This window comes from Acinetobacter sp. 24-47-39 (assembly GCF_056783825.1).
The window spans coordinates 41,551-57,372 of the sequence record NZ_JBWYIP010000010.1; the positions used below are offsets into that span (position 1 = coordinate 41,551).

16 protein-coding genes, 2 tRNA genes and 1 pseudogene are annotated in these 15,822 nt (G+C 38.8%); 5 read left to right on the forward strand and 14 right to left on the reverse strand.

Translation table 11 applies throughout. From position 1 onward, the window contains the following. Positions 1–23: 23 nt before the first annotated feature. From AC1M9C_RS10095 to trhO, 3 genes are all read right to left on the reverse strand, one after another. Complete coding sequence (locus AC1M9C_RS10095) at positions 24–632, reverse strand: DedA family protein (RefSeq protein ID WP_035270685.1); 609 nt, start codon at positions 630–632, stop codon at positions 24–26. 67 nt (positions 633–699) lie between these two features. Continuing rightward, entirely contained in the window at positions 700–1,041 is a 342-nt protein-coding gene (locus AC1M9C_RS10100; protein ID WP_481953640.1) for a hypothetical protein, read from the reverse strand. Between the two features lie 195 nt (positions 1,042–1,236). Beyond that, positions 1,237–2,169: an oxygen-dependent tRNA uridine(34) hydroxylase TrhO gene (trhO, locus tag AC1M9C_RS10105; protein ID WP_035270894.1), complete on the reverse strand. Its 933-nt coding sequence runs from the start codon at positions 2,167–2,169 to the stop codon at positions 1,237–1,239. A gap of 91 nt (positions 2,170–2,260) precedes the next feature. On the opposite strand from trhO, the gene AC1M9C_RS10110 reads away from it, so the two are divergent. Further along, entirely contained in the window at positions 2,261–2,767 is a 507-nt protein-coding gene (locus tag AC1M9C_RS10110) for a DUF1289 domain-containing protein (RefSeq protein ID WP_171076814.1), read from the forward strand. Between the two features lie 58 nt (positions 2,768–2,825). Here AC1M9C_RS10110 and panD read toward each other — a convergent pair whose 3' ends face one another. The 9 genes from panD to AC1M9C_RS10155 all read right to left on the reverse strand — a co-directional run bounded on the left by panD (position 2,826) and on the right by AC1M9C_RS10155 (position 8,729). Beyond that, positions 2,826–3,206 carry an aspartate 1-decarboxylase gene (panD, locus tag AC1M9C_RS10115; RefSeq protein WP_035269276.1) on the reverse strand — a complete coding sequence of 127 codons (381 nt, stop codon included), beginning with the start codon at positions 3,204–3,206 and terminating at the stop codon, positions 2,826–2,828. 147 nt (positions 3,207–3,353) lie between these two features. After that, complete coding sequence (gene pth, locus AC1M9C_RS10120) at positions 3,354–3,932, reverse strand: aminoacyl-tRNA hydrolase (protein ID WP_481953641.1); 579 nt, start codon at positions 3,930–3,932, stop codon at positions 3,354–3,356. Positions 3,933–3,951: 19 nt separating this feature from the next. Further along, positions 3,952–4,248, reverse strand: a complete 297-nt coding sequence (gene rplY, locus AC1M9C_RS10125; RefSeq protein WP_035269282.1) for a 50S ribosomal protein L25 — start codon at positions 4,246–4,248, stop codon at positions 3,952–3,954. Positions 4,249–4,346: 98 nt separating this feature from the next. Continuing rightward, positions 4,347–5,300 (reverse strand): ribose-phosphate pyrophosphokinase, encoded by a 954-nt coding sequence (locus AC1M9C_RS10130; protein WP_035269283.1) that lies wholly within the window; start codon positions 5,298–5,300, stop codon positions 4,347–4,349. A 36-nt stretch (positions 5,301–5,336) separates the two neighbouring features. Then, positions 5,337–5,411, reverse strand: a tRNA-Gln gene (locus AC1M9C_RS10135). 91 nt (positions 5,412–5,502) lie between these two features. Beyond that, positions 5,503–5,577 (reverse strand) — tRNA-Gln (locus AC1M9C_RS10140). Between the two features lie 5 nt (positions 5,578–5,582). Continuing rightward, on the reverse strand, positions 5,583–6,413 hold the full coding sequence (ispE, locus tag AC1M9C_RS10145; protein ID WP_035269285.1) for a 4-(cytidine 5'-diphospho)-2-C-methyl-D-erythritol kinase: 831 nt from the start codon (positions 6,411–6,413) through the stop codon (positions 5,583–5,585). 12 nt (positions 6,414–6,425) lie between these two features. Further along, positions 6,426–7,010, reverse strand: coding sequence for a lipoprotein insertase outer membrane protein LolB (lolB, locus tag AC1M9C_RS10150; protein WP_092766842.1), 585 nt, complete (start codon positions 7,008–7,010; stop codon positions 6,426–6,428). Positions 7,011–7,016: 6 nt separating this feature from the next. Beyond that, positions 7,017–8,729, reverse strand: coding sequence for a tetratricopeptide repeat protein (locus AC1M9C_RS10155; protein ID WP_481586487.1), 1,713 nt, complete (start codon positions 8,727–8,729; stop codon positions 7,017–7,019). A 76-nt stretch (positions 8,730–8,805) separates the two neighbouring features. On the opposite strand from AC1M9C_RS10155, the gene hemA reads away from it, so the two are divergent. Beyond that, on the forward strand, positions 8,806–10,089 hold the full coding sequence (gene hemA / locus AC1M9C_RS10160; RefSeq protein ID WP_481586486.1) for a glutamyl-tRNA reductase: 1,284 nt from the start codon (positions 8,806–8,808) through the stop codon (positions 10,087–10,089). A gap of 23 nt (positions 10,090–10,112) precedes the next feature. On the opposite strand, the gene AC1M9C_RS10165 is transcribed toward hemA, so the two are convergent. Both AC1M9C_RS10165 and AC1M9C_RS10170 read right to left on the reverse strand, forming a co-directional pair. Then, entirely contained in the window at positions 10,113–12,008 is a 1,896-nt protein-coding gene (locus tag AC1M9C_RS10165) for a DNA primase (protein WP_481586485.1), read from the reverse strand. Positions 12,009–12,137: 129 nt separating this feature from the next. Next, on the reverse strand, positions 12,138–13,154 hold the full coding sequence (locus tag AC1M9C_RS10170; protein WP_179997751.1) for an outer membrane protein assembly factor BamD: 1,017 nt from the start codon (positions 13,152–13,154) through the stop codon (positions 12,138–12,140). A 71-nt stretch (positions 13,155–13,225) separates the two neighbouring features. Between AC1M9C_RS10170 and rluD the strand changes: the two genes are divergently transcribed. The 3 genes and pseudogenes from rluD to AC1M9C_RS10185 all read left to right on the forward strand — a co-directional run bounded on the left by rluD (position 13,226) and on the right by AC1M9C_RS10185 (position 15,640). Then, positions 13,226–14,278, forward strand: a complete 1,053-nt coding sequence (gene rluD, locus AC1M9C_RS10175; protein WP_481951963.1) for a 23S rRNA pseudouridine(1911/1915/1917) synthase RluD — start codon at positions 13,226–13,228, stop codon at positions 14,276–14,278. Between the two features lie 17 nt (positions 14,279–14,295). Continuing rightward, on the forward strand, positions 14,296–15,078 hold the full coding sequence (gene pgeF, locus AC1M9C_RS10180; protein ID WP_481953642.1) for a peptidoglycan editing factor PgeF: 783 nt from the start codon (positions 14,296–14,298) through the stop codon (positions 15,076–15,078). Next, positions 15,079–15,640: pseudogene (locus tag AC1M9C_RS10185) on the forward strand (flavodoxin family protein). It abuts the gene before it with no gap. The last annotated feature ends 182 nt before the right edge of the window (positions 15,641–15,822 follow it).

The window sequence follows — 15,822 nt, forward strand, 5'->3', positions numbered from 1 at the left end:
AAAAAGCACCGTAAGGTGCTTTTTTATTTTGAGTGCTTTCTTTTTTGTCTGCGGTACACAATCCAAATGATTATGCTGATCACAATAGCAATAATTAGATAGCTGACTTGGCTAAATATTTTGTGCATCATTTCAGTATTATTTCCAAAATAATAACCCACATATGCTAAAAAGGTGGTCCATATAATCGTGCCTAAACCACTATAAAACATAAACTTTGCAAAAGGCATTTTGCTCATGCCTGCAGGTATGCTAATCAGAGATCGTACTGCTGGAACCATACGTCCAAAAAAAACGATTCGATGTCCATATCTTTCAAACCATTCTAATGATTTATCAACATCAGCTACTTTAATAAATAAATACTTTCCATATTTATCAACGAATGCATAGAGCTTTTGATCAGATATCTTACGTCCTAACCAATACAGCGTAGCGGCAGCTAAGAGCGAACCTATACTTCCTGAAATAATGACACCGATCAAAAGTAATTGACCCTGAGAAGCGGTATAGCCAGCTGAAGGCATAATAATCTCTGAGGGTATAGGTGGAAACACATTATCGAGAAACATTAATAGAGCAATGCCGAAATAGCCCAATTGCTCCATCACTGAAATGATCCAATCTTTCATAAGTGATTTGTATTTTAAAGTTAAACCTATGCTAGATGTTTTTAGGAAAAAATACAGTGAAATTAAGTTAATTCATTAATTCAGGATGTTGCATTTGTATAAGTGTATGAACATAGACTTCTCGTAGGATATAGCTAACGAGAAGGGGAGCTATGCTGATGATGAAGATAAGACTCATTGAATCTCTCATCTGAAAACCGATTGCTAAAGCAATAATTGCGCCGATACAAGCACCTAATGTTACGATAAAATAATGGGATTGGTTACGTATATGCAATTTAACATCAGAATTATGTGAGTCGATATATATAAATTTTAAATGTGTCGGTACAACCGATACATGATTTAAATGATTATGGTGAGCAAAATTTCGTTGAACAGGAAGATATTTGAATGGCACTCGATTCATGACTTTCATCCTTGAGCTAAATTTATTTCCTTCGTATTAAATTTATCTGAATGACTTCATGTGTTTTGTGTTGTTATAAAATAACTTTGTAATGGTGATATATCAGATTTGAAATTTTGTTTGTTCAATGTAAAAAGCGTCATCTACACTGTAATGTAGACAACGCTTTTGTAAGTTAAATAAAATATTTTTTATTTAGAGGCGTTTACGTTTTGCAGCAATAATCTGAGACTGGCGCATACGGAAACCTTCTTTCTGCTTTTCTGTTGTTTTATCGATACAATAAACACATGATACGCCATGTTCGTAGCTTGGTAATGCTACTTCTTCAGGGGTTAATGGCCAACCACAAGCATGGCACTTCACATTTTGACCTTCTTCCACTCCGTGTGTAACCGCAGTACGACCATCAAAAACAAAGCATTCACCTTCCCATAAACTTTCTTCAGGAGGGGTTTCTTCTAAATATTTAAGAATACCACCTTTGAGGTGATATACCTCTTTAAAGCCTTCTTGAAGAAGTAGTGAAGTTGATTTTTCACAACGAATCCCGCCTGTACAAAACATGGCAATCTTTTTATCTTTATGCTGTTCAAGATTGTTTTTTACATATTCAGGGAATTCGCGGAACGTTTCAGTTTTTGGATCAATTGCCCCTTTGAATGTGCCTGCTTTGTATTCGTAATCATTTCTTGTATCGACTAAGATCACGTCATCACGTGCAATGAGTTCGTTCCATTCTTTAGGGTCTAGATAGTGACCAACTAAGTCGCGTGGCTTCACTGGAACACCTAAAGTCACGATTTCTTTTTTATGTTTGATTTTCATTTTACGGAATGGTTTTTCGTCACTGTGTGACTCTTTATATTCCATGTCATTAAACCCTTCATTTAAAAGGAATTGATGAATGACATCAATTGCATGGCGGTCACCTGCAACTGTTCCGTTAATCCCTTCATGGGCAACAATAAGAGTACCGCATAGGTTGATGGTTTTTACCAACTCAAGTAATTTTTGTTGAAGTGCTAGAGAATCTTCAACTTCTTTAAATTGATAAAGTGCCGCAACAACCCAACCAGTGGTCGCTTGCTGTTCTACAGGTGCAAGCTGTTCTACAGTAGCGTTCATGGAGTACTCCAAATGTATTAATATAGGGATAAAATCAGGCGCGTATTCTAACGCGATTTTTGAAAATATGCGAGAAAGCCATAGAAAATTTATGGTTTTATATGAGGAAAATATTTTGAATACAGCGCGTCGAATCCCTTCATTAACACCATGTGCGGGACGTTGTTCAACAGTGTTTGGTGATGCGGTATGTCGTGGTTGTCGACGTTTTAATCACGAAGTAATTCAATGGAATACTTATAATGAGGAACAACGACTGAGTATTTGGAAACGTTTAGATCAACAACTGGATCAAATTTTGGTTCCAATGCTTCCTCATGCTCAACTTTCTGAGGTGGAAAAATTCATTGAATCAAAAAGAATCCGAGTATTGGAGAATGCTTCAAAAGGCCGAAAATTATATCATGCGCTTAAAATTTGCGAAAAAAACAAGCATTTAGCAGAGCAGAGTGGTTTAGGTATTTCAGCTCCACATGTTAAACCGATCTGGACTGAGTTTGAACGTCGGGTATTGGCTTTGGCGAATGCCAGTTATGAATTAGCTTGGCTAAGAGCAGATGGGATTAGCCAGAGCTTGCAGTTGGTGGATGAAGAGTAATTCTATGATAATTTGTTATAAAAAAACTCGCTAAAGTAAGCGAGTTTTTAGTCAATCATTAAGCAACTTGGACAGGAATACAATTTGCTGTGTGATTCACAGTGTTATCTGGATTTGCATAAACCAAACGTGGTTTATGTGCATCAGCTTCTGCAACAGTAAAATCACCGAAAGTCGCGATAATAATAATGTCACCTAAATCTGCTTGGTGAGCAGCACCACCATTTACAGAAATAATGCCTGAGTTTTCTTCACCACGGATTGCGTAAGTTGTAAAACGCTTGCCATTAGTTACATTCCAAATATGAATTTCTTCATATTCACGAATACCAGCTAAATCTAGTAATACACCATCAATTGCACATGAACCTTCATAATGAAGTTCAGCTTGTGTTACAACTGCACGGTGGATTTTAGCTTTTAATAAACGAGATAGCATGGGAAGCGTCTCCTGAGTTGTTCTAAGATTGTTTTATTATCTAGAAACAACAGTTTTTTAATTTGGGTGAAGCATTTGAAAGCGCATTTTGCCCTCAAATTTTCATCGTGGCAAGAAAAATTGTTGAACAAAAATTAAATTTATCAACTACGGCTTGTAGGCATTTATTTGATTCATTGCCTGCTGAATTTCACCATTCACTAATAATTTTGTACGACTTAGTGCGTGATGAATTGCATCGTCAATGAGCGTTTGTTCACTTGAGGGTGCTTTACCTAGAACATGACCTGATACACGGTCTTTTGATCCAGGGTGTCCAATTCCAATACGTAAACGATGGAAGTTAGGGCCAGTATGAGGAACAATGTCACGTAAACCGTTATGACCACCATGACCACCACCCGTTTTGAGGCGAATGATACCTGGATCCATATCAAGTTCATCGTGAGCAATAAGCATTGCTTCTGGAGAGATTTGGTAGAATTTTGCGAAGGGTACAACACTTTGACCAGAACGGTTCATAAAGGTTGAAGGTAATAAAAGTCGAACATCTTGTCCTTCTATATTACCGCGACCACTTAATCCATTAAACTTAGGGTCATTTTTAAGTGTTATGCCATATTGTTCTGCAAGACGTTCTACATACCAGAAGCCTGCATTATGGCGGGTTTGAGCATACTCTTTACCAGGGTTGCCCAAACCAACAATCAGTGAAATATGAGACACTAATTTACACCATCAACACTTATGCGCGTTTGAAGTCAGCGTGCATTGGAGTGTTTTTAGCTGGGTGACGTTGTAAAGCTTGGATTTTAACGCTTTCAACTTTACCATCAACATCAATTTCAATTACTTCTTCAAAGAAAGCGTTGTCTTCTAAGTATTTAACAAGCTGACGAAGCTCAAGTGTAATTGCTACAGGTGCAGCATCACCACCATAGATGATAGCAGGAACTTTAGATTGAAGACGAAGGCGGCGGCTCGCACCTTTCCCTTGTACTGCTTCTTCACGTGCTACTGCATTTAATACGAAGTTTGCCATGAGAGACATCCTATTTAAGTTAAGTGAACTAGATCTGCGACCGATCTAGTGATAGAAAGCCCTACCAAAAGGCAGGGCTTTAAAATTTTAGCGCTCTATTATAGATAAGAATCAAACATTGCGCTAATAGATTCTTCGTTGTTAATACGACGAATTGTTTCAGCAACCATACTCGCAACTGAAACTTGGCGAATCTTACCAAGAGCTAAAGCTTCTTCTGAAAGCGGAATTGTATCTGTCACAACAAGTTCGTCGATAACAGAGTTTTTCAAATTCTCGATCGCTTTACCAGATAAAACAGGGTGAGTAGCATATGCTACGACACGACGCGCACCAAAAGTCTTCAATGCATCAGCGGCTTTACATAAAGTACCAGCTGTATCAACCATGTCATCAACGATCACACAGTCGCGATCTTTAACATCACCAATCAAATGCATCACTTGTGATTCATTTGCTTTTTGACGACGTTTGTCGATGATAGCTAAATCGATATCGCCCATTTGTTTCGCAACAGCACGAGCACGAACAACACCACCAACGTCTGGCGAAACAACCATAAGGTTGTCATGAGACTGTTGACGTAAGTCAGCTAAAAGCGCTGGCGTACCGTAAATGTTGTCTACAGGGATGTCGAAGAAACCTTGAATTTGGTCAGCATGAAGATCGATCATCACAACACGGTCAATACCTACAGTTGTTAGCATATCTGCTACTACTTTTGCAGTAATTGGAACACGTGAAGAACGAGGACGACGGTCTTGGCGAGCATAACCGAAATAAGGAATCACAGCAGTGATACGACCAGCACTTGCACGACGCAATGCATCTGCCATTACTAAGATTTCCATAAGGTTATCATTAGTTGGAGCACAAGTAGGCTGAACGATGAATACGTCTTTACCACGGACATTCTCAGTGATTTCGACAGCGATTTCACCATCAGAGAATTGACCTACAGATGCAGCACCTAGAGGGATATGCAAGTGGCTAACGACTTTTTGGGCGAATTGTGGATGCGCAGTTCCACTAAAAACGACAAGATTGGGCATGAAGCACCCTTGGCGGTTGAAATGTATAGAATGAGATGGCAGGGGCGGCTGGATTCGAACCAACGGATGGCGAGATCAAAACCCGCTGCCTTACCACTTGGCGACGCCCCTAATGCGGCAGAACTTTAATGGTTTTATATGGGTTTGTCAAGATTGTTTGACTCAACTCATGATACCAATGTTCTGTCTTTTTGAACTAAATTGGCAGGGGCGGCTGGATTCGAACCAACGGATGGCGAGATCAAAACCCGCTGCCTTACCACTTGGCGACGCCCCTATCATTTAAACGATGATTTGATTCAATGGTGATTGTTCTAAACTATTCACTAAGTAAGCTTTACAAGGTGAATGAGCAAGAATGTCATCAATGTTCATTTCAGTCGTTACTTCAGTAAAAACACAAGCACCTGTACCTGTAAGTTTTGCAACACCGAACTGATCTAAATATTGCATTGCTTCATCGACTTCAGCATATAGACTTCTTGCCAGAGGTTCAAAGTTATTTCTGAAATCAGATGGCTTTATCTGATAGGCGCAAAATTTAGAGGTCTTCGTGTCTCTTGTCAACGATTTTTGTGAAAAAAGCAGTTGAGTGCTGATAAAACAGTCAGGTTTTAACACAATGTATTGTTTTTGATCTAAGTCTATGAATGTTAAGTGTTCACCAATACCTTCTGCCCATGCATTACGACCATGGATGAAGATGGGAACATCAGCACCCAGTTGTACACCAATTTCTGCTAATTGATCACGATTTAAGCCACATTGCCAAAGTTGATTCATGATTAATAACGCGGTAGCCGCATTTGAAGAGCCACCACCGAGTCCTGCACCCATCGGTATATTTTTTTCGATGTTGACATGAATGCCTAATTTTTCACTTTTGGCATAGGGTTTCAGCATCATCATTGCACGATAAATCAAATTTTGTTCAAGACTTACTTCTGATAGGCCTGAAATGGAGATAGATTGGTTAGAGATTGGAGTAAATTCCATCCAATCACAAAGATCTATCAACTGAAAAATAGTTTGCAACTCATGGTAACCATTTTCACGGCGCCCCGTAATGTGTAAAAACAAATTCAGTTTTGCAGGGGAGGGTACACGAATCATAAATAATCAAACTTAACGATTTTGAATTACCATTGTAATACGATTTTCAGTTCCATCTTCAAGTTGTTGCTTTAAAATCAAACGGTTTGGTTGTGTAGATTGACCGTTGTAAGATAATTGAATATGCCAACCTTGTTCTTTAATTTCACTGATTCGCATCGATTCGTCTTTTTGAATTTCAGCTTCTTCAGTCGCTTGCTTAGCTTGTACCCAATCGACTAAATAAGTAATTGGTGCTTCCCAACCTGTTGCACGAAACAATAACTCTTCAGGTGAGTTGGCTGTAATTTCACCAGTTTTGGCACTGTTCAGTGTCACTTGACCAGGTTGACCTGAGATTTGAGTTTTACCGACTCCAAGAATTCCGCTTAACTCGATATCAAACTGTTCATCTTGCTGTTGCCAAGTAAAAAAAGCACTGCCTGATTGCTTGGGGGTCTTGACGCCAATTTTACCCTGAAGATTAAATTGATTTGATTGTTCAAGGTTTTGCGTTGTTGGCGGTGATGGTTGAGTTTGAATTGCTTGACAGCCAGTTAACCCAAGAAGTGCACTACTTGTGGCAATCAGCAATAATGATTTTAAATTTAAGATCATACAGTATTAACTCTTTTTGATATTTTGTGGCAACAATAAACTATCGAGTTGATCCAATTGAGGATGATTTGGATGATTTTTATGGAGTTGATGTAACACTTGGCTAAATTCTTCCAGTGAACCCAGCATATAAAGCGATTTAGCATATCGAATGCCGATATTTGGACTTTGGCTGAGTTGATATGCTTTCGCAAGTACACGGGTGGAAGTGTCAAAATCGTTTTGAAGAAAGCAGATATAGCCTAAGGTATCTAAGATAGATGCTTGTTCTGGGGCATTGTCTAAAGCTTGTTCGGCATATTGTCTCGCCTCATCTAAACGACGATTTTGCAACGCCAGAGTATATGCATACGCATTCAGATATGTTGGACTATTAGGTTCGATCGTGAGTAATTTTTTAAGCAATTCATCTAATTGATCGCGATCCGTAAATGGATCAAGTAATAAGACTTGAGAATATAAAATTTCAGGGTCATCAGTTAAGTTTTTAGCCGCTTCTTTGAGTAAGCCCAAGGCAGCTTTGTTATTGCCCATTTTTTTGAGTATTTCAGCTTGTGCTTGATATAAGAAACTCGCATGTTGGGGGTAATTCACCCGTTCCTGAGTCAGAAAGCGCAGCGCATCACTTAAGCGATTTTGTTTGTCATAGATTGAAATTAGATTTCGTCTAGAAACCATATATAAATTACCATCTACAAGTCGATAATAAGCTTTAGCTGTTTCAAAATGTTGTTTTCGTTCAGCATTTAATGCCAAATAAAAATAAGCATCATTTTGATACTGTCCAGATGCACGTAGTTCGACCAAATACTGTTCAGCAAGCTCATATTCTTTGAGATCAATTGATGTTAGACCAGCGATAAAAAGAGCTTCTTCCGAATCAGGCCATTTTTTTATGATGCGTTTTAATTTGCTTAACGCCTGTTCATTTTTATTCAGTTTAATTAAGTAGCGGATTTCAGCCAGACTGAGCTCTAAATTATTACGATTTTTACGAGCACTTTTTTCAAACCATTTTAGCGTCTCTTCTTCGTCGCCTAAAGCCATGAGTAAGTTTGCTTTCAGTAAGATAAACCCTGTTGATTTGGGGCGTTTTTTTAATGCTTTATTTAAAGTAATTAAGGCATTTTCGATTTCATTATTTTGTGCTTGTAAACTCGCAATCAAAACGAGAATTGAAGGATTGTTACGCGTTTTACTATTACGCAAAGTGTTTAATAAATATGCTCGATCCTCAGGGGATTCCGGAGAAATTCCTTCAAGAATTTGTTCTAAATCTGATTCAGGATCTAAATTTAAAATATCATCGAGCACATCAGCAGCAAGTTCATATTCGTGTGACTTTAATGCGATATGCGCAAGATAGAATTTTGCAGGTACATCTTTGGGTTCTTGCACGACCCAATGGGTTGCAATATCTAAAGCGGCTTGTAAGTCGTTTTGTTCGAGTGCGACGTTAAGTGCACGTTGTTTTAAAGCTGTTGAACTGGTTTGGATTGCAAGTACGGTATAGTTGTGTAAAGCAGTCGGTGTGTCATGTGCAGCTAAAGCAAATTCTGCAACCATAGCCTGTTGTAAAACTTTATGATTTGAATTGGCATGGTAAAATTCTCCAGATGCTCTAATATGAGCACTGTAAGTCATGCTACTCACTAACAAGAGTGTGGTAGAATACTGTCGAATTGTCATGCCGGTTGTGCGGCTCATTGTTTGACGCAATTTTTTTATCCAAGTACTGCTTTTTATGACACCGTTATTGCACAATAGCATAAATTTAGCCAATTGATGATCTGATATGTCTTTCTTTGCATTGGGTGTCAACCATCAAACAGCCTCAGTTGAATTACGAGAGCAAGTTGCTTTTAACCCTGAAAAGTTAAAACTTTTGTTGGCTGAACAAAGTCACCATGACCAGCTGAACGATATGGTTGTGGTGTCAACCTGTAATCGTACTGAAGTCTACGCCATCGCTGATAATGCGGAGATGGTATTAGATTGGCTCGCTCAAAAAAATGGCATTGATGTAAAACAATTACAAAATCATATTTACCGTTATGAAAATACAGATGCTGTGACACATTTGATGCGTGTTGCATCAGGATTAGATTCACTCATGCTTGGAGAGCCTCAGATTATGGGGCAAGTTAAGTCTGCACTTAATTTAGCAAAAGAGTCTGAAGTTGTTTCACAAAATTTAAATCGTATTTTCGAATATGCATTTTATGCTGCTAAGAAAGTGCGTTCAGAAACAGCGGTCGGTAGTCATGCTGTATCCATGGGTTATGCGGTAGCACAGTTAGCACTACAAGTTTTTAGTAAGCCTGAACAATTAAGCGTTATGGTGGTTGCAGCAGGTGAAATGAATAGCTTGGTTGCAAAGCATTTAGCCGAAATGGGCGTTGCTAAAATTTTAATTTGTAACCGTGGTCAGGAACGGGCGGAAATTTTAGCGCAAGAAATATCACATCGCGTTGCGGTAGAAATTATTCCTTTTGTTGATTTAGCTCAAAATTTACATCGCGCTGATGTGATTTCAAGTTGTACAGGAAGTTTACATCAGGTCATTTCCTATCAAGATGTTAAGTCAGCACTCAAAAAACGTCGTTACCGTCAAATGTTGATGGTGGATTTGGCTGTTCCTCGCGATATTGAATCTAAGGTTGAAAGTTTGGATGGGGTTTACCTTTATGGGGTGGACGATCTTCAAGGTGTTATTGATGAAAACTTAGCGCAGCGACGCCAAGCCGCTGTTGAAGCTGAAGTGATGGTCAATCAACTAGCAACACAATTGGTGACTCAGCAGAAAGTTTCACAAGCTGGAGCGACAATTAGTGAGTATCGTGCTCATGGAGATAAAGTTAAAGCATTTGAATTAAACCATGCATTAGATCGTTTAGCCTCTGGAGATGATGCAGCCATTGTCATGCAGGAAATGGCTCATCGTTTGACGCAAAAGCTATTACATCCTACTTCCATCTTACTCAGAGAAGTCGCTAAAGATGAAAATCCTGATGTCTATGAAACGATTAAAGATCATTTAGAAGATATTTTTAGTGCTCAGCGAAAACTAAAAAAATAAAAGCGGTCACTGACCGCTTTTATTTATTCATGTAGTAAGCGTAGTCCAATTTTTTTGGTTAGCTCATTCAGTTGTTGTCTTAAGTTTTTAGACTCGTTTAATGATTTTGCTGCTTTAAATTTGATTCTCAGATATTTTTCTTGAAGTGAAAGCGAGTATTCTGAGGCAAGTTTATCAGCCATTTCAGGGGCTTCAGTAAGTGTTTGAATATTGGTACGTTTTAAAATCTCAGAGAGTTCATGATGAAATGGGCTACATGCACCCAAAATATAATAACTCGCCAACTCTTGGTCATCTGGCAGATCATCAAAAATGACATTAAAGATTTTTAATACTTTTGCAAGCAATTCATCTTCAGGAATCACTGCACGTAATACTTCAAAATGAATATAAAGAAAAGGATGGTACATTAACATTGCCACTGCGAAATCTTCATCTCGTGTGCGAATATTAAATGATAATGAAGCGTCAAGACTCACTTGAGGCTGCCACTTTTTATTGAATCCTAATTTCTCTTTGAAATATTGACGAATCAAATAGCGATACGAACCTTGCTTAGGCATCAGATTGGTGAGTTGATTTAACTCAGCCATGACCTGACTTTTACCTTCAGGTGTATTGATTTGATATTGTTGACTGAGAAGAGAAAAAGCAAACTCTGATAAGAGTGGTGATTGTTGCCAAAGTCGATTGAAAGTTTCAACACCGTCCTTACGAACTAATGAGTCAGGATCATGCTCCGCAGGTAGAATAAAAAATTTCAGTTCACGACCATCATTTAAGAGGGGAAGTGCAATTTCTAAAGTGCGTCGAGCTGCTTTTTGACCAGCCGAATCACCATCAAAAGCAATAGTTAACTGATTGTTTTGTTTAAATAATAGATTCAAATGATCAGCATTGCTCGCCGTCCCCAAGGTGGCAACTGCGCCAGGAATGCCAGCTTGCTGTAATGCGATGACATCCATGTAACCTTCAACCATTAACCAATGATTGGCTTTGAGCTTACGACCTTCATATAAGCCATAGAGTAGTTGGTTTTTATGGAAAACTTCAGAGTCAGGCGAGTTGATATATTTGGGTTTGATCTCGTCATTCAATGCTCGTCCACCAAATCCGACAACGCGACCTTTTGCATCACGTATAGGAAAAATGACACGTTCTCGTAGTAGATCAAAATCACGACCAGAATCACTGGTTCTGATCAAACCGAGTAGTTTTAATCCTTCAATATCTTGCGGAAATGCTTTTTCAAGATGTTGCCAATCTTCTGGCGCATAACCTAATCGCCAATACTTAATCGTGGTATCACTTAGTCCGCGTCGCTGAAAATACTGTTGCGCAATTTGGCTATTTGGAAGTTGTTTTTCATAAAATAAAGCAACATTTTCAAGAAGATCGTATAAATTACCTTCAGGTGCGACCTCAACTGAATTCAAGTCATCTGAATTAAATTGATACTCATCGAATTCATAGTTTTGAAATGCTTCAAAAGGATCTACATCAAAAGCTGAAGCAGGCGGAGAAATGATTTCTCCTGCATCTGCTTCAATGGGTGCCTGCGGTTGCTTTTCTGGGTTAGGTTTAATAGGTTCTCTCTTGTATGAGAGTTTTTTATTATCTTGATTGTCTTTAGGTAATTCGATACCGGTTTGGCTTGCCAGGTCTTTAATCACCTCGATGAAATTGCGATTATCAATATCCATCATAAAGCGAATAGCATTTCCATTGGCTTGGCAACCGAAACAGTGGAAATATTGCTTATCACGGTAGACGTGAAAAGAAGGTGTTTTCTCTTGATGAAAAGGACAACAGCCTGAATAGGTACGACCTGACTTTTTTAATTTCACACGTTGGCCAATAAGATCGACGATGTCAGTTCGATCTAAAATTTGATCAATCGTATGTTGTGGAATTGCCATAATTAAAAAGCCATAAGAATGAGGAATAAAGTGATTGAATTAAGTCTATCCTAAACACTTAAGACGATAAATAAAGCCATGCAATAAAAAAGGTGGGTAATCCCACCTTTTTTGATTCGTAAGAATGGATTATTGACGCTGTGGGTCGTACATACTTTCATTTGCTGGCGCACTTTCCACATTGTGATCTTTATTACCAAGCAAGCCAAAGCTTAAGCGATTCAATAAACCGGGTTGTGTATTGGTGTTGTCAGATTGCTCTGCTGATACTTCAGCCGTTGTTTGACTGCGTGCTTCACGACCTAAAATACCCAAGGTTGCACGATTTAACCAACTTCCATCTTTACGTGCTGCGCGTAAATCGACCTCACCATTAGACTTCACAAGATGAGGGTAGTTTAGCTTTAGCACTTCAACGTATTGTTGAGATGTTGCCTTGTCACCGAGTTTATCGTATCCGTAAGCAATCGTTGCAAGCGCTTCTGGTACTTGAGGTGTTTGAGGGAAATGTTCCACAACCCATTGTCCACGCTCAACTGCTGCAAGCCAAGCTTTACGCTTTAAGTTAAAGCGAGCCGCATTCATTTCACTTTCAGCAAGTTCTTGACCAATAAATTTCATGCGCTGAGCAGCATCTACAGCATACTGACTACTTGGGAAACGACGAATGAAATCAACAAAATTTTGATATGCAACTTTTAAATAGCTGACATCACGATGAGCCTGTTGGAGTGATGTATAGCGGATGAGACCATCATAGTTTTGCTCCATATTCGCCACACCACGAACATAGTAAGCATAATCAACATTAGGATGTTGAGGATTTAAACGAATAAAACGGTCTGCTAGCGCAATAACAGCTTCATAGTCTTTTTGTTGAAAACGAGCATATAAAAGATCGAGTTGAGCTTGTTGAGTATATTGACCTGTAGGGTAATAAGTTTCAATTGCTTCTAATGATTGTGCTGCATCGCTATATTGACCACGATCTAATGCTTTTTGTGCTTTATCGAAATAAGATTGTTCGGTTGATTTAGGTCCAGTATCCACAACATCCTTCTTGGGATTACTGCTACAGCCCACAAATGTTGCTGCTAAGCCTAGCGATAAAGCAAGCATTGTAACTTTATAACGTGGTAGCGACATAAAAATTCCTCTGTTTATACGGGCAATAGGCTACAATTGCACTATTAAACCACTTTTGTCCGAATGAGCAAATGACTTCAGCACAAACTTCTAATTCTAATTTCCCAGAAATCGACATCAATTTACTTGAAGATTCTGAGGATGCAGATAACCATACTTCAGCCCCAACTGCAACACGTTTATCGTTGCAATTTCAAGTGGATGAGAGTTCTCTTGGTCAGCGAATAGATCAAGTTGCAGCACTCGTTTGGAACGAATTTTCGCGTGAAAAATTGAAACAATGGTTAAAGGATGGTCATTTGTTGGTAAATGGTCAAGTTGTGAAACCAAAATATAAAAGTGAAGGGAATGAGCTACTCACGCTTAATGTAGAGCTTGAAGCCCAAGTCACCAGCCAACCTGAAAATATTCCCTTAGATATTATTTATGAAGATGATGATATCTTAGTCATTAACAAGCCAGTGGGGATGGTTGTACATCCTGGTGCAGGAAACCCGAATGGTACTATGGTTAATGCTCTTTTATATCATTTTCCAAAATCAGCAGAATTATCTCGAGCTGGTCTAGTACACCGTATCGATAAAGATACCAGTGGTCTCTTGGTTGTAGCTAAAAATTTAGAAGCTCAATTTTCCTTAAGTAAACAGTTAGCGAAAAAATCAGTTTATCGAATTTATGATTTAATTTGTTATGGCAATATTATTGCAGGCGGTAAAATTGATGAGCCGATTAAACGTCATCCTGTAGATCGTGTAAAAATGGCGATCTTACCAGGTGGTCGTGATGCCGTGACTCACTATAATGTGAAAGAAAGATTCCAAAATTTCACACGTGTTCAAGCACAATTAGAAACTGGACGTACTCATCAGATTCGTGTGCATTTCACTTATATTGGTTTCCCTTTGGTCGGTGATCCAGTTTATGTCAGTCGTGTCAAAGTACCTGCTGGTGCTTCGGAAAAACTTGCTACTCATTTACGAGAGTTTAGACGTCAAGCGCTTCATGCATCAAAATTGGGGTTAATACATCCACGGACAGGTGAAGAAATGATGTTTGAAGCACCATGGCCTGAAGATTTCACAGCATTACTTGAGACTCTTCGTACGGAAAATAAGGCTTACTAAATTAAAGGAAAGTTTACATGCAAATTGTGCAAGGTTTGCCCAAAGGTGTCGTGGTAGGACAAACAGAATTGAGTCACCCTCACGCACTGAAAACACCACAGACTGATTTAGAAGGTTTTAACTTGGCGTTGCATGTAAATGATCAACCAGAACGTGTTCATCGGCATAGAATGAGCTTGTTAAATGACTTTTCAGTCTATGGGGTGAATCGATTAACTTGGATGAACCAAACGCACAGTACAATCTGTCACGTTGTAAATGATGACATGAGCTTACACGCCCTAAATGGCGATGGTTTAGTGACACAGCAAAAACAACATGCATTAATGATGATGACGGCAGATTGTTTACCGGTGGTTCTCGGTAACAAAGATGGTACTGAAGTCGCTAATTTGCATGCAGGTTGGCGAGGATTGGCAAATGGCATTATTGAAAATACAGTCAATGCCATGAGCACTCAACCCTCTTGGGCGTGGTTAGGTGCGGCAATTAGTCAGCCATGCTTTGAAGTGGGTGAAGAAGTAATGCACACATTCTGCGATAGGATTCCAGAATTAAGTTCAGCATTTCAAAAGGGAGATCTAGAGGGTAAGTATTACGCAGATCTGTATGCGATTGCTCGCCATATATTGAAAAGTTTAGGGGTGGAACAGGTTCTTGGAGGTGAGCGATGTAGCTACACGGAGGATCAGACATATTATTCTCATCGCCGTAATTCAAAAACCGGCCGCATGGCAACATTTGTATTTATGCACAGTAATCAAGAAACTCATCTGATTTCTCAAAGTTTCATACTATGACTGACCAAACTTCGTAAAAGCATCGCTATCGTTTATTACATCCCATTTTGTCACACTAACAAAGTCGCCGAACATATCGCCATTGGTGCACAAAAACTCAATATTGAGGTATTGCTCATCAATGTTACAGACGTGAACTGGGAGTTGCTTGATCAAGCTGAATCTATTGTATTTGGCTGTCCTACTTATATGGGAAGTCTAACCTCAGCGTTGAAATTATTTATGGAGCAATCTTCAAAGCGTTGGCTAGCGAGAACATAGCAGGGCAAATTGGCAGCTGGTTTCACAAATGGTGGAGGATTAAGTGGATATAAGTTGGCTGTGCTTCAGCATATCAATCTTTTTGCAATGCAACATGGCATGATTTGGTCTGTACTACCGCTAATGTCTACAGGTAGATCGCATCAAGATCTCAATCGTATGTCTAGTTTTTTGGGGACTCATGACGCAGTCTGATAATGCGCCTGTGGAGGTAACACCTCCGAGTGGGGATATTGAAACGGCCACATGGTTTGGTGAACATTTAGCGAATACCGTATTTAGGTTAAATTGCATGGATTAAAAAATCATTTTCATCTAATTTAATTATTTATTGCTCGCTTTCAATGTAAATACAAAATGAAGTTAAATTAATTAAGTTATTGAAAGCGAATTTATAATTTTTTATCTCAATCTTGAATATCCACATAAAAATCTGATCAACTAATTACAAAATAGTGCTAAATATTTCACATTAAATTTTGA